The 14547-nt window shown below is 36.7% G+C and carries 19 protein-coding genes; 4 read left to right on the top strand and 15 right to left on the bottom strand.

The window, feature by feature from the left end; translation table 11 throughout:
* Positions 1–8 precede the first annotated feature (8 nt).
* From nuoF to pdxA, 15 genes are all read right to left on the bottom strand, one after another.
* Complete coding sequence (gene nuoF, locus ACPDG9_RS02295; RefSeq protein ID WP_430526199.1) at positions 9–1367, bottom strand: NADH-quinone oxidoreductase subunit NuoF; 1359 nt, start codon at positions 1365–1367, stop codon at positions 9–11.
* 4 nt (positions 1368–1371) lie between these two features.
* The gene (gene nuoE, locus ACPDG9_RS02290) at positions 1372–1902 is read right to left on the bottom strand and encodes an NADH-quinone oxidoreductase subunit NuoE (RefSeq protein ID WP_430526198.1); all 531 of its coding nucleotides are present in this window, start codon (positions 1900–1902) and stop codon (positions 1372–1374) included.
* 3 nt (positions 1903–1905) lie between these two features.
* The gene (locus tag ACPDG9_RS02285; protein ID WP_430526197.1) at positions 1906–3141 is read right to left on the bottom strand and encodes an NADH-quinone oxidoreductase subunit D; all 1236 of its coding nucleotides are present in this window, start codon (positions 3139–3141) and stop codon (positions 1906–1908) included.
* Positions 3142–3164: 23 nt separating this feature from the next.
* On the bottom strand, positions 3165–3686 hold the full coding sequence (locus ACPDG9_RS02280) for an NADH-quinone oxidoreductase subunit C (protein WP_430526196.1): 522 nt from the start codon (positions 3684–3686) through the stop codon (positions 3165–3167).
* Between the two features lie 2 nt (positions 3687–3688).
* Positions 3689–4243, bottom strand: coding sequence for an NADH-quinone oxidoreductase subunit B (locus tag ACPDG9_RS02275; RefSeq protein WP_060875509.1), 555 nt, complete (start codon positions 4241–4243; stop codon positions 3689–3691).
* 12 nt (positions 4244–4255) lie between these two features.
* Positions 4256–4621 carry an NADH-quinone oxidoreductase subunit A gene (locus tag ACPDG9_RS02270; RefSeq protein WP_182649541.1) on the bottom strand — a complete coding sequence of 122 codons (366 nt, stop codon included), beginning with the start codon at positions 4619–4621 and terminating at the stop codon, positions 4256–4258.
* 207 nt (positions 4622–4828) lie between these two features.
* Positions 4829–5029 (bottom strand): cold-shock protein, encoded by a 201-nt coding sequence (locus ACPDG9_RS02265; RefSeq protein ID WP_182625872.1) that lies wholly within the window; start codon positions 5027–5029, stop codon positions 4829–4831.
* 145 nt (positions 5030–5174) lie between these two features.
* Positions 5175–6470 (bottom strand): hypothetical protein, encoded by a 1296-nt coding sequence (locus tag ACPDG9_RS02260; RefSeq protein ID WP_430526195.1) that lies wholly within the window; start codon positions 6468–6470, stop codon positions 5175–5177.
* Positions 6471–6554: 84 nt separating this feature from the next.
* Positions 6555–6854, bottom strand: a complete 300-nt coding sequence (locus ACPDG9_RS02255; protein ID WP_430526194.1) for a hypothetical protein — start codon at positions 6852–6854, stop codon at positions 6555–6557.
* Positions 6855–7119: 265 nt separating this feature from the next.
* Positions 7120–8472, bottom strand: coding sequence for an acetyl-CoA carboxylase biotin carboxylase subunit (gene accC, locus ACPDG9_RS02250; RefSeq protein WP_430526193.1), 1353 nt, complete (start codon positions 8470–8472; stop codon positions 7120–7122).
* 66 nt (positions 8473–8538) lie between these two features.
* A complete protein-coding gene (accB, locus tag ACPDG9_RS02245; RefSeq protein WP_430526192.1) occupies positions 8539–9027 on the bottom strand; it encodes an acetyl-CoA carboxylase biotin carboxyl carrier protein in 489 nt (162 codons plus the stop codon).
* A 35-nt stretch (positions 9028–9062) separates the two neighbouring features.
* Positions 9063–10058 (bottom strand): beta-ketoacyl-ACP synthase III, encoded by a 996-nt coding sequence (locus ACPDG9_RS02240; RefSeq protein ID WP_430526191.1) that lies wholly within the window; start codon positions 10056–10058, stop codon positions 9063–9065.
* A gap of 161 nt (positions 10059–10219) precedes the next feature.
* Positions 10220–10417: a 50S ribosomal protein L32 gene (gene rpmF, locus ACPDG9_RS02235; RefSeq protein ID WP_133711474.1), complete on the bottom strand. Its 198-nt coding sequence runs from the start codon at positions 10415–10417 to the stop codon at positions 10220–10222.
* A 9-nt stretch (positions 10418–10426) separates the two neighbouring features.
* Complete coding sequence (locus tag ACPDG9_RS02230; protein ID WP_430526190.1) at positions 10427–10999, bottom strand: YceD family protein; 573 nt, start codon at positions 10997–10999, stop codon at positions 10427–10429.
* 50 nt (positions 11000–11049) lie between these two features.
* A complete protein-coding gene (pdxA, locus tag ACPDG9_RS02225; RefSeq protein WP_430526189.1) occupies positions 11050–12120 on the bottom strand; it encodes a 4-hydroxythreonine-4-phosphate dehydrogenase PdxA in 1071 nt (356 codons plus the stop codon).
* Positions 12121–12177: 57 nt separating this feature from the next.
* On the opposite strand from pdxA, the gene ACPDG9_RS02220 reads away from it, so the two are divergent.
* The 4 genes from ACPDG9_RS02220 to ACPDG9_RS02205 all read left to right on the top strand — a co-directional run bounded on the left by ACPDG9_RS02220 (position 12178) and on the right by ACPDG9_RS02205 (position 14460).
* Positions 12178–12771, top strand: a complete 594-nt coding sequence (locus tag ACPDG9_RS02220) for a riboflavin synthase (RefSeq protein WP_430526188.1) — start codon at positions 12178–12180, stop codon at positions 12769–12771.
* 66 nt (positions 12772–12837) lie between these two features.
* Entirely contained in the window at positions 12838–13422 is a 585-nt protein-coding gene (locus ACPDG9_RS02215) for an RNA polymerase sigma factor (RefSeq protein WP_430526187.1), read from the top strand.
* Complete coding sequence (locus ACPDG9_RS02210) at positions 13422–13652, top strand: hypothetical protein (protein WP_430526186.1); 231 nt, start codon at positions 13422–13424, stop codon at positions 13650–13652. Before ACPDG9_RS02215 ends, ACPDG9_RS02210 begins: the two co-directional genes overlap by 1 nt.
* Positions 13633–14460, top strand: coding sequence for a mechanosensitive ion channel family protein (locus ACPDG9_RS02205; protein WP_430526185.1), 828 nt, complete (start codon positions 13633–13635; stop codon positions 14458–14460). Before ACPDG9_RS02210 ends, ACPDG9_RS02205 begins: the two co-directional genes overlap by 20 nt.
* Positions 14461–14547 lie beyond the last annotated feature (87 nt).

The following is a 14547-nucleotide window of genomic DNA, read 5'->3' as shown; positions in this document are numbered from 1 at the left end:
AGCGTGAATTATTTATTAATCAGGTGTTTTACGCTCGAAAAAGGCTCGTTGACATAGTGATTTCTGTCTTTTACTTTTTCTGGGAATAAAACGTGATATTCAAACTCGTCTCTAAAATGTCTAATAGCAGCAGCAACCGGCCAAGCAGCTGCATCTCCTAAAGGACAAATTGTATTACCTTCAATATTGCTTTGGATGTTCCACAATAGATCGATATCATCCATGGTTCCCTGACCTGTCTCAATGCGGTGTAATACTTTTTCCATCCATCCCGTTCCTTCGCGACAAGGTGAACACTGTCCGCAACTTTCGTGCGCATAGAAACGAGCGAAGTTCCACGTATTTCTCACGATACAAGCGGTATCGTTGTATACGATGAATCCACCAGAACCCAACATTGATCCCGATTCAAAACCACCATCAGATAGGGATTCATACGTCATTAAACGATCTTCTCCATTGGCTGTTTTGTAAATTAAGTGTGCAGGTAAGATGGGCACAGAAGATCCACCAGGAATTAAAGCCTTAATCGGACGATCATCCATCATTCCACCGCAGTATTCATCCGAATTGATAAATTCCTCTACGGTAATCCCCATTTCAATTTCGTAAACCCCTGGTTTTCTAATATGTCCAGAAGCAGAAATTAACTTGGTTCCCGTTGATCGACCTAAACCAATTTTAGCATAATCATCCCCTGAATTATTTACAATCCACGGAATATTAGCTATAGATTCTACGTTGTTTACAACCGTTGGATTTCCCCATAAACCACTTACCGCTGGGAAAGGTGGTTTGATACGAGGATTTCCTCTTTTTCCTTCTAATGATTCAATTAAAGCCGTTTCCTCCCCACAGATATACGCTCCTGCACCACAGTGTACGTGTAAGTCTAAGGAGTAATCCGTACCTAAGATATTCTTTCCTAACCATCCTGCAGCATAGGCTTCTTTGATGGCTCTTTCTAGGGTTTTGAATACCCACATATATTCACCGCGAATATAGATGTACGACAGGTTTGCTCCTAAAGCATAACTAGCCGTAATCATCCCCTCAATCAATAGGTGAGGGATATATTCCATTAAGTATCGATCTTTGAATGTTCCCGGTTCGGACTCATCGGCATTACACACTAAATGTCTTGGTTTACCCGATTTTTTGTCGATGAAACTCCATTTTAAACCCACAGGGAAACCTGCACCTCCACGACCTCTTAGTCCCGATGCTTTTACCTGTTCTGTAATATCATCTGGCGCCATTGTTTTCAATGCTTTCTCCACCGATGCATACCCACCATTTTGGCGGTAAACTTCGTATGATTTTATCCCAGGGATATTGATTTTGTCTAATAATATTTTTGTCGCCATATTACTATTTGTCGTGAAGAATTACTTTTCCTGCTTTACAATCCTCAATGATTTGGTCGATTTTTTCACGCGTTAAGTGCTCTTTGTAGAAATCACCTAATTGCATCATAGGCGCGTATCCACAAGCACCTAAGCATTGAACACCAACCACTGAAAACTGACCATCAGGTGTTGTTTCTCCTGGTTTAATACCTAATTTTTCACAAGCATATTCCATCATATCATCTGCTCCGCGAATGCCACAACATGACGTTAAGCAGAATTCGAACATATACGTACCCATTGGTTTTTGGTTGTACATGGTGTAAAACGTTACAACCTCGTATACTTCGATTGATGTAATACCCAAGATTTCCGCTACCTTATCCATTAGTTCCACACTTAACCAGTTGTCATGTGCATCTTGTGCCGCGTGTAAAACAGGTAAAAGCGCTGATTTCTTTTTGTCAGCAGGGTAGTGGCTCAACAATTCGTCAATGCGTTGTTGAAGTTCCGGTGTGATATTTATATTTTGTTTGTATTTCTTCGTTTCCATGATTTAAGCGTCTAATTCTCCTGCAATGATGTTTAAACTTGATAAAGTAATAATCGCATCTGATAACATACCTCCTCTTACAATGTCATTATACGCTTGGTAAATGATAAAACAAGGTCTTCTGAAATGCAATCTATAAGGCGTTCTACTTCCATCTGTAATCAAGTAAAAACCTAGCTCACCATTACCACCTTCTACACAGTGGTATAATTCAGTTACAGGAACAGGAACTTCACCCATCACAATTTTGAAGTGATAAATTAAAGCCTCCATATTCGTGTAAACATCTTCTTTTGGAGGAAGATAATATTCAGGAACATCCGCGTGATAAGGACCTTCTGGCATTTTATCTAACGCTTGACGAATAATTTTTAAACTCTCCCAAACTTCGGCATTACGCACGCAGAAGCGGTCATAACAATCACCAGAAGTTCCCACGGGAATTTCGAAGTCGAAGTCTTCGTAAGAACAATAAGGGGAAGCTACACGAACGTCGTAATCGACTCCAGCTGCACGTAAGTTTGGTCCTGTGAACCCGTAGTTGATAGCCTCTTCAGCGGAGATTCCACCTACACCTATTGTACGATCCATGAAGATTCTATTTCTAGTTAATAAACCTTCAAATTCGCTCCAAATAGCGGGAAATTCAGCTAAAAACTCATCGATTTTTTTGAATACCGTTGGACTCCATTCTCTTTCGAAACCACCAATACGTCCCATGTTCGTTGTTAAACGTGCACCTGAGATTTCTTCGTAGATTTCGTATATTTTTTCTCTGTATTGAAATACGTATAAGAATCCTGTTAAAGCACCTGTATCTACACCCATTACAGAACTACAGATGATGTGGTCTGCAATACGCGCTAATTCCATGATGATCACGCGCATATATTGTACGCGCTTTGGAATATCAATACCCAACGCTTTTTCAACAGTCATCCACCAAGCGGTATTGTTGATCGGTGAAGAACAATAGTTCAAGCGATCCGTTAATACGTTAATTTGGTAGAAAGGACGGTTTTCGGCAATTTTTTCAAAAGCACGGTGGATATAACCCACAGTTCCCTCTCCATCTAAAACCTTCTCACCATCTAATAAGATAATATTTTGAAAGATACCATGCGTAGCAGGGTGTGTAGGTCCTAAGTTTAAGATTTGTAACTCTGTACCATCTTCGTTAAACTTTTCCTCAATTAGCTTCGCGTATCGCTGTTCCGGTGGTAATAATAAATCTGACATAATTATTGAATCTTACTCCGTTATTAACAATTGTGAATCGTTCTACCAAAGAAGCGATCATCTTTATCTGTTCTTCCTTCGTCTTCCATTGGGAATTCTTTGCGCAAAGGGAAAGATTCCATTTCATCCATATTCAAAATACGTTTCAATTGAGGATGATTCTTGAACTTAATTCCGTAGAAGTCATAGGTTTCTCTTTCTTGCCAGTTGGCAGATTTGAATAGGTCTACAACGGAATCAACCACTGGATTTTTACCGTTTAGATACGCTTTGAAGCGAATTCTGACGTTATCCATCCAATTGTGCATATGGTAAACCGCAGCAAATTGGCGCTCTTCTTCAGCATCAGGGTAGTGAACCCCGCAAACATCTGTTAGAAAGTTGAAGTTCATTGCATCATTTTCTTTCAAAAATTGAACAACGGCGTGAAGAGCATCAGGCGCGACTTCAAAAACGAGCATCTCGTGTTGTTCGTGAAATTCTTTAACCGACAAACCGAATTGGTCGATTAAAGCCTTTTGAATGGTTTGATTATCTAATGCCATAACTATTTACTTTCTATGTTATACGATTTTAATAACTCGTCGTATTCTTTTGTACCACGTCTATAAACTGACTCTGCTTTAACGATCTCATGCAATCTCATCACGCCATCAAGAATCTGTTCTGGTCTAGGCGGGCATCCAGGAACATAAACGTCTACTGGAATAACTTTGTCTATTCCTTGTAAAACAGAATAAGTGTCAAAAATACCCCCTGAAGAAGCACAAGCACCAACGGCGATTACCCATTTAGGCTCAGCCATTTGTTCGTATACTTGGCGTAAAATTGGTGCCATTTTTTTCGAAATTGTACCCATCACCATCAACATATCCGCTTGTCTAGGAGAGAAACTCATACGTTCCGATCCAAAACGCGCAATATCATACGTTGCTGCCATGGTAGCCATAAACTCAATTCCACAACAAGACGTTGCGAAAGGCAAGGGCCACATAGAGTTTGAACGAGCCAAACCAACAACTTCACTCAATTTTGTAGCAAAAAATCCTTCTCCCACATAACCTTCAGGAGCCTCTACTGTTTTATATTTTTTATCGCTCATCTTCCTAGTATTTTAATCCCATTCGAGACCTTTCTTTTTAAATTCATATAATAGTCCAACTAATAACAGGAATAAGAAAATTCCCATTTTAGCAAATCCATCCCAACCCAATTCGTGAAAGTTCATCGCCCAAGGGTAAAGGAATACTACTTCAACATCAAATAAAACAAAGAGAATAGCAACTAAGAAATACTTTACGTTAAAAGGAATACGCGCGTTTCCTAGCGATTCAATCCCACATTCCCACGTACTATCTTTGATTTTTGATTTTTTTCTAGGTCCTAGTTTGCCTGAAACCCATATCGTCATGGACACAAATCCCGCAGCTAGTGCGATTTGCATTAAAATTGGTATAAAATCGAGTTGACTTGATTGCATAAGTACAAGTTTTATATTAGATACAACATACAAATATAGAGTCCTAGATCGTCTTTACAAAGCTTTGGAACTCTTGGTCTTGTGCTAAATGTTTAATATAGCTCAATATGTATTTAGATTAATTATAAATAGTGTATTATAGAATAAAAAAAGCTACCTAACGAGAGTTAGATAGCTTTACTGTAACGGAAAATTATATATATTTTCTTAATCTTCTATCACTTGTACATTAGTGGCGATAAGCCCCTTTTTACCTTGTTCCTCTTCGTAAGAAACGCGGTTACCTTGTTCTACATTCTTTGTTTTTAAACCTGTGATGTGAACAAAGATGTCTTGTTTTGTAGCTTCATTAGTAATGAAACCGAATCCTTTGTCTTCGTTGAAGAATTTAATTACGCCTGTGTGCATTTTAAAAAAATAAAAATATTAGAACTCCAAATATATAGTTTTTTTAGTGTCTAAACGGATTGAATTTGAATTTTTTACTAAAAAATATTTTGGTTTGTACTTTTTCTAATTTTAAGAGCTGATTTTTGCTAAAAAACAGGTGTTTTTATAATGTTTCTACTTTCTGAGCGTATTCATTTATATACCTACTGTTGAACTCTTGTAGGAATAAGTAACCTTGATTGTTTTCTTCATCTGTGATATGTCTGGAGAGATAGTAGGTTTTATTCTTCCATTTGATTATTGCATTTAGATCGATGAATTCTTCAAATTTTGTATCAATTCCTGTCATGTTAACCATTTGGTTTTTTAACTCAAGTGTAGCTAAACCAGAATAAGTGACTTTTCGCTTGTTGTCATTTGGTATTCTTACACGCCATTTGAGTGCATTATCTGTGACAATTTGTGGTTTGGTTCTAGTGTCTGTAATAATTCTATAATTCTTTCCTTCATAAGGTAAATCATCAATTTGGTAATAAGAATCATAGGTAGAGACATCAAGCATCGTTTCAGGATTTATTATTGTTGCTTTTGTAGTTGCTACGAAGTAAGTAGAGAAGAAACGTATGTTGTTGCCCTTCTTATAAGCTCTTGTAACACTAAATGTTGCGTAGTATTGTTGATTCGAATAGGTAATGGAATATAGCTTTATCATGTTTTTTAGAAAGTATTGTGAAGTATTTTGACTTTCTTCAAATGATAATCCGTTATCTCCTAAACCCGGAAGGTTAAAAAGTTTTATACTGTTTTTTATAGTTGGAGTGAAATAACTAGTTTTAGTTACTACTAGGGAATCTGTATTGTTTATAATATTTAAAACAAGAGCAACGTCCATTTTGTTGTCAAAAATAAGAAGTTGATTGTTGGGTAAGACGGTAGAAGTTATAAATGGAGGATTACTCATTAATGAATCTTGAGCTAATATTTGAACCTTTTGATTGTTGTCAAGACTCATGAAAAATTCTTGTCTATCTTCTGCATTTTTGAGTTTTACTCTGATGTCTTTGTCATTATCATAAATTGTTGAATTGGTGTCTATGTAATAGATACCTGAACGACCTTTTAGAAACTTCGAAAAAACTTCTTTGTCATAATATAGGTTGTATCTGAAATTGACTGCATTACCTAATGTTTTTTTTGCATAGGCTTTGTTGTCAGTTATAATATTTACTGTATATGGTTTTTCTTCCTTTACATTTTTGATATAATTGTAAAGCATTGGTATACAATTATCGCAATCATTGGTGGTTAGTAGAATATTAAGACTCTCGAATTCTCCTTTTTCTGTATGAGTTTGTATATCTATTTTTTCTTTTAAATAAAGATCGATCGCTTGATAATCCTGAGCTAGGGTAGAAGAAAAACTTAAAAATGCTATAGTGTATAATAATAACTTTTTCATGGTATTTTGAAGTTAAAAGATTCTATACTTGATAAAAAGACCTCTCTTATTTTTGAAGAGGTCTTTTCTAACGTAACGAACGTTTTATCTTTTTATCATTTCAATGACAAAAGAGGAGGTGTGATTAAAGAAGTCTCCTTTGAATCTTTTAAGTAGACCGGATTCGATAATTTTTGTACCTTCTTTGTAGTAGGATAAAGTTGCTTCTTGTTCTAAGAACATATCAAAAGATTCTTTTGACTTGCTTAAGGGTAGATCACAAGTGCAAGTTAAATTAAAACAATCAACATTACGTGTCCCATCATATGCGACCGTTGATATTACAACCATTTTTCCATTTCCGTCTTTGCTATAAGTTGATGTTGTGGTTGGATAGCCATCCATACTATAACTTTGCGTTTGTGCCCATCCTTTAGTTGAGAAGGACGCACAAAGAACGAGTAATATAAGTGCTAAATTCTTTATAATTAACAAATTTTTATAGTTAAACTTTAGTTAAGTTACTGATTATTAGAGTGCCTGCATTGTATTTAACTTTTGATTAACTTAATTATATGTGAATTGTTTATTAATTGATTAAGTTTATTTTGATTGTTAATAAAAAAAGGCCACCTGCTAGCAGGTGGCCTTTTATATTATAGATGAATTACTATTCTTCTTCTAATGGTTTCATGTGGAATGATTCCATGAAAGCAGTCGTATAATTACCTGCTTTATAATTAGGATCGTCCATCAATTGTCTGTGGAAAGGAATCGTTGTTTTAATTCCTTCGATAACAAACTCATCTAAAGCGCGTTTCATCTTGTTGATTGCTTCTTCTCTTGTTTGAGCCGTTGTAATCAACTTCGCGATCATAGAATCGTAGTTTGGTGGGATAGAGTATCCAGAATACACGTGAGTGTCTAAACGTACCCCATGTCCTCCTGGTGCATGCAACGTTGTAATTCTTCCTGGTGAAGGTCTGAAGTCGTTAAATGGATCTTCAGCGTTGATACGACATTCGATAGAGTGTAATTTAGGCGTATAGTTTTTACCAGAAATAGGCACACCTGCAGCTACTAAGATTTGTTCGCGAATTAAATCGTAATCAATTACTTGTTCTGTGATTGGGTGTTCTACTTGGATACGCGTATTCATTTCCATGAAGTAGAAGTTGCGATCTCTGTCTACTAAGAATTCAATCGTTCCTGCTCCTTCGTATTTGATGAATTCAGCTGCTTTTACAGCGGCTAATCCCATCTTGTCTCTCAATTCATCGGTCATGAATGGAGAAGGTGTTTCTTCTGTAAGTTTTTGGTGACGTCTTTGGATAGAACAGTCTCTTTCTGACAAGTGACATGCCTTTCCGTAAGAATCTCCAACAACTTGGATTTCGATGTGACGAGGGTCAACGATTAGTTTTTCCATGTACATCCCATCATTTCCGAAGGCAGCAGCTGCCTCTTGACGTGCACTTTCCCAAGCTTTTTCGATTTCTTCTTCTTTGAAGATTTCTCGCATCCCTTTACCACCACCACCAGCAGTTGCTTTCATCATGACAGGGTATCCGATTTCTTTTGCTGTTTTCTTAGCGTGTTCTAGTGATTCTAACAATCCGTCAGATCCTGGAACCGTAGGTACTCCAGCTAATTTCATCGTTTCTTTTGCCGTTGCTTTGTCTCCCATTTTCTCGATCATCTCAGGAGATGCACCGATAAATTTTACACCGTGCTCTTGACAGATTTTAGAAAACTTTGCATTTTCAGCTAAGAAACCATATCCAGGGTGAATCGCATCAGCATTTGTGATTTCAGCTGCAGCGATAATGTTGGAAATTTTTAAATACGATAGGTTTGAGGGAGCTGGTCCGATACATACAGCTTCATCAGCGAAGCGTACGTGAAGACTATCAGCATCTGCAGTTGAATAAACCGCCACAGTTTTAATCCCCATTTCTTTACACGTTCTAATGATGCGTAAAGCAATTTCACCTCTATTAGCTACTAATATTTTTTTAAACATCTTCTGAAATTTTAAATTCTAATTTTACTTTTCTTCCTTGCAAGCAGAGAAGGGTTGTCTAATTTCTTAAGATGGGTCAACTAAGAATAAAGGTTGGTCAAACTCAACAGGTGACGAATCGTCAACTAGAATTTTTACGATTTTACCTGATACTTCAGATTCAATTTCGTTAAATAACTTCATTGCCTCAATAACACAAACTACATCTCCAGGTTTGATTACTGTTCCTACTTCTGCGAAAGGAGCTTTGTCTGGTGCTGGCTTTCTGTAGAATGTTCCAATGATTGGAGATTTTACAGTGATGTATTTTGCATCATCTCCTGCTGGAGCGGCAGCTGCTGGAGCTTCGCTTGCAACAGGTGCGGCAGCTGTAGTCGCTACAGGCGCTTGTGGCATAGATTGAGCTACTGGAACTTGTTGGATATACGTTGTTTCAGTGCTTCCTGTTTCTGTCGTTTTGATGGTGATTTTAAAATCATCCATTTCTAATTTTACTTCTGTAGCTCCTGATTTCGCTACGAATTTGATTAGGTTTTGAATTTCTTTAATGTCCATACTAATGTATTGGTTAGTTGTTTTTTCTAAATTAATTAACTATTGTAAGCCCACTTTAAATATATCGATCCCCAAGTGAAACCTCCACCAAATGTAGCAAAAATGATGTTATCACCTTTCTTTAATTGGCTTTCGTAATCACATAATAATAGGGGTAAAGTAGCAGAGGTTGTGTTTCCGTATCTTTCAATGTTCATTAAGACCTTAGATTCGTCTAATCCCATTCGATGTGCAGTTGCATCGATAATGCGTTTGTTTGCTTGATGTGCCGCTAACCAATTCACGTCTGTATGCGTTAAATTGTTGCGTTGCATGATTTTTTCACTCACATCAGCCATGTTGGATACGGCGTATTTGAAAACAGTTTTTCCATCTTGGAACACATAGTGTTGTCTGTTGGCTACTGTTTCGGCGCTTGTAGGTAAAATAGAACCACCAGCGTCAATTTTTAAGTATTCTCTTCCGATTCCGTCACTTCTTAGGTATTCATCCATAATTCCGTAACCATCGGTATTGGGTTCAAATAGTACGGCACCAGCAGCATCTCCAAAGATGATACACGTTGCGCGATCTGTATAGTCAATAATCGAAGACATTTTGTCTGATCCAATTAACAATACTTTCTTGTATTTACCGGATTCAATATAAGCAGAGGCAACAGACATCCCGTATAAGAAGCTTGAACAAGCAGCTTGTAGGTCAAAGGCAAATGCATTTGTAGCACCAATTTGCGTGGCTACATATACCCCTGTGATTGCTACAGGCATATCAGGGGTGGCCGTCGATAATAGTACTAAGTCTATCTCTTTTGGATCTACTCCTGATTTTTGAATTAAGTTTTCCGCAGCTTTGATAGCCATGTGCGAAGTTCCTTTTCCAGGTTCTTTAAGAATTCGTCGTTCTTTAATGCCTGTTCGAGAGGTGATCCACTCGTCGTTAGTTTCAACCATTTTTTCTAAATCTGCGTTGGTCAACTTTGTCTCAGGCAAATAACAACCAACAGCTGTAATGGCTGCATGTATTTTTGTCATATGGTGTTGCTTTACTTTATAAAAACATTCCAAAAAGAAGCGAAAATTACAAAAAAAAAACGAATCGAAGGTTTTTTAAGTCTTAAAACTCGTTCTCTCAGTAAATTTCAACAAAAAAAAACTCTCACACATTGTGAGAGTTTATTGTGTTTTTCAAAAGCTTATGCTTCTACTTCTGTTGTTTTGTCAATTACAACTTGTCCTCTGTAGTAAAGTTTTCCTTCGTGCCAGTAAGCTCTGTGGAATAAGTGAGCTTCACCTGTTACAGGACAAGTAGCGATAGTCGGAGCTACAGCTTTGTAGTGTGTTCTTCTTTTATCTCTTCTTGTTTTCGAGGTCTTTCTCTTAGGATGTGCCATTTTACTATATTATTTATCCGTTAATAGTTTTTTTAATTTTTCCCATCTGGGGTCTATATCTCTTGGATCTGATTCGCTTTCTGTATCTTCTTCCAGCTCTTCTTCCATTTCGTTGTCTTGATCTTCGTCTTCAAATAAAAAGTCAAATTCGTCTTCGTCAAACGCTTCGTCTTCCGCTGCTTCAGGGCTTACTCTCTTGGCAGGGATGGATAAAACAACTAATTCGTAAATGTATTGTGAGAGGTTAATCTCGTACTCATTCATCGGTAGAATTAGTATTTCATCGTGATCGTCATTGAATTCTTCTCCAAATTTGACAATGAGGTTGAATTCATTCTCTATCGGAAGATCGAAGTCTTCATTTGTGACATCACAAGGAACGTTTGCTACTCCTTTTGCCTTAAAGTGCACCTCTAAAAGGGTGGCTTTTTTATTTAAAAGAACGCTAATATTTGCTTGTATACGATTGAAATCATCATACGCATAGTTTTTAAAAAACTCGCTATCTATTTGGTATTCAAAAGTATGTTCTCCATTTTTCAATCCTATAAAGGATATCGAATATGTTTTTTCAGTATTCATCAAATACATGATTTGAGCGTGCAAAGATAAAAAATTATTATTATTACAAGCTAATTATCAAATTTTTTTGTATTATTTTCTTTTTCTTGGGGCATAAGCGGGTTGCTCTTGGCTTCGATATTTCTGTTTCTATTGGTGAAAACATCTAAAGCTAAGTACAAGGCTTCGCGAAAAGAAGTAGGGTCAGCAAGATTTTTTCCTGCAATATCATACGCTGTTCCGTGATCAGGCGAGGTTCTGATTTTGTTTAAACCCGCAGTATAATTCACGCCTTTGCTAAATGAAAGTGCTTTAAAAGGTGCTAAGCCCTGATCGTGATAACACGCAATGACGGCGTCAAAGCTGTTGTAAAGTTGTGATCCAAAAAAGCCGTCAGCTGGAAATGGACCGGAAACAAGGATGCCTTCTTCTGCTAATTTTGTTAGGGTTGGTTTGAGTATTTCTTGTTCTTCTGCACCGATTACTCCTTCATCCCCTGCGTGTGGATTCAGCCCTAAAACGGCAATACGCGGATTGAAAATGTTGAAATCGTTCATCAATGCTTCTCGTACGGTTTTTACCTTTTCCTCGATACGCTTAGGTGTTATAGCCTGAGCAACATCTTTTAGAGGGAGGTGATCCGTTAACAATCCGACTTTTAGATTGTCACTTACTAAAAGCATTAATGCATTGCCTTCCAATTGCTCATTGAGGTAATTGGTATGACCCGGGTGTTGAAATTCTTCTGATTGGCTGTTGTACTTGTTGATTGGCGCGGTAACTAAGATGTCAACTTCTCCATTCTTTAGCGCCTCTGTTGCGGCAACAAATGATTTGATAGCGTAACTGCCTACTACCGGATCGTTTACGCCAAAGTTGATGTTGACGTTCTCTTTCCACAAGTTTAAAACATTTAGTTTTCCGGGAACGATTTGATCTAAACTGTCAATGCCCTGAAAATTTACATTGCTATTGATGTTCTTTTTGATATATGATAAGGGTTTTGAACTACCAAATATAACAGGCGTACAAAGCTCAAGCATTCTATTGTCTTCGAAACATTTAAGGATAACTTCGGGTCCAATCCCGTTTAAATCGCCGATTGAGATTCCTACCCTAACATTTTCTTCTTTATGGCTCATAGTTTCGTATAAATTATTAGTAATTTTGAACACAAATTTAATAAAATAAATGGAGTAATGTTTACAGGAATTGTTGAAGAAATTGCAATCATTGAAAATAGTGTCAAAGAAAAGGAAAATATACACCTTACGGTATCGTGTTCTTTTGTTGAGGAATTGAAAGTAGACCAAAGTGTTTTGCACAATGGAATCTGTTTGACGGTTGTGGCTATAGAAGGGGAGACCTTTACCGTGACGGCGATCAAAGAAACGATTGATGTGACAACTTTAGGAACGTGGACTATTGGGCAAGAGATTAATTTAGAGCGCGGAATGTTAGCGAATGCGCGTTTGGATGGTCATATTGTACAAGGTCATGTGGATGCGGTTGGAACATGTGTGTCTATTGTGGACGCAGAAGGAAGTACGTATTACGGATTTGAATATGATAAACAAATCAAGCACACGACCATATCTAAAGGCTCTATTACTATTGATGGTACGAGTTTGACGGTTGTCGATTCGGGTGTGAATACCTTCAGTGTTGCAATTATTCCCTATACCAAAGCACATACTATTTTTAAACATTATCAAGTAGGAGATAAGGTAAATTTAGAATTTGATGTCATCGGAAAGTACGTGGAAAAGTTGTTGCAGATTAGGAATATTTAAGAAGTTAATGTTAAAAATTCAAAGTGTCTGTTAAGATATATTACATTTGGATGGTAAAATAGTAATATGAGAATGAATGTGCAAAGTCAAAACTTTGTTTCGATGACAGATGAAGAGCTGGTTCAGTTCATCATTCATAATGGAAATACAAGTTTGTTTGGTATCATCTATGATCGTTATGGTCAGAAGGTGTATCAAAAATGCTTGGGGTTTGCGGAGTCCCGAGATGCTGCAGAAGACTTGACGCAGGATGTTTTCGTCAAATTATACCTAAATTTAAAGTCGTTTAGAGGGGAGTCGAAGTTTTCGACCTGGCTTTATTCTTTTACGTATAATCATTGCGTGAACTATTCAAAGTCTATTTTGAAGCGGCAACGAGATAATATAGAATTAAAGGAAGAAGCAATGTATGTTTCTACCGTAGATGAGGAAGTGTCTGATGAAGAGATCTTTTCACTAACCGTGGAAAAGCTTCAAGAAGCGCTTGGTTTAATTGACCCTGAAGATAAAATCGTTTTGTTGATGAAATATCAAGATGATAAATCAATTAAAGAAATCGCGCAGTTACTTGAATTAGGTGAAAGTGCTGTAAAGATGAGATTGCACAGGGCTAAAAAGAAAATTGTGGAATTATATAATTCGTTGTCATAATGGAGAATCCTTTTAAGAAAATACTGCAAGACGAGAAATTGCCGGACTATCTGAAAGATCGGGTAATTGACAATTTGAATTTTATTAAGCTGTCCTTAGATGTTTCTGAACTATATACGGTACAAGTTCCTAAAGTGGTTGAGGCGTTTATGGGAGATGTTGATAGAGAAAAAGAAAAGAAAATAATAGAAAAAATTAAAAAAGAAGATCATGATGGAGAAATTATATAGTTTTGAATATCCTAGTGAAATGATTAATGACGTGATGCACTCGCTAGTCAAAGGTATTTTTGGTTTTCTGCTAATCGCAGGTTATGTACTCCTGTGTTGGTTGTTGTTGAAACTTTTTTCCTATATCCTTCGAAAAGTATTTAAGCTGATTCGCTTGGAAAAAATTCAAGATGGTTTAGATGATAATGAATTCTTAGGCAAAATAAAAATAAGAGTAAAGGTTGATGCAATCCTCCTTTTCTTTGTAAAGGTATTCTTAGTTTTTCTCATGGTTTTGATTGGAGCGGAATTGTTCGGCTTGGAAATCGTGTCTCGTGAAATAGGAAACCTAATGATGTTTGTTCCTAAGTTATTTGTGGCTTTGCTCATTTTTATTGGTGGACTATACTTCGCTTCTTGGATTAAGAAGGTTATTGTTGAAGTGTTGAAAGCAGTTGATTTTGTTGGAGCGCGCATGATCGGAAATATTTTGTTCTATTTGATTTTGATTTTTGTTGTGATTACGACGTTAAATCAAATGGGAATTGATACGTCTATTATTACGAGTAATATCTCTATTATTATAGGTGCAATCTTATTGACAGTGGCACTGTCTTTAGGCTTGGGGGCAAAAGATGTGGTTACAAAGTTGTTGTATTCCTTCTATGCAAGAAAGAATTTAGAGATTGGTCAATATGTGTCTATTGATGGATTGAAAGGTTATGTGATTTCTATTGATAATATCTACCTGTGCTTACTAGTAGAAGGGAAGAAAAACTATATCCCAATTAAGACGGTTTCAGAAAGTCATATTGAAATATTAAAATAAAAAATGCCTTCGGGCATTTTTTTTTGGACAGAGATGAAGGGAAGGGAGAAATGAGGTTTTTTTTTGTTCTTTGCCTTTTGTTAAGTT

The organism is Myroides sp. C6-3 (genome assembly GCF_050522425.1).
GTDB lineage: Bacteria > Bacteroidota > Bacteroidia > Flavobacteriales > Flavobacteriaceae > Flavobacterium.
This window is presented reverse-complemented; position numbering and strand designations above follow the sequence as displayed.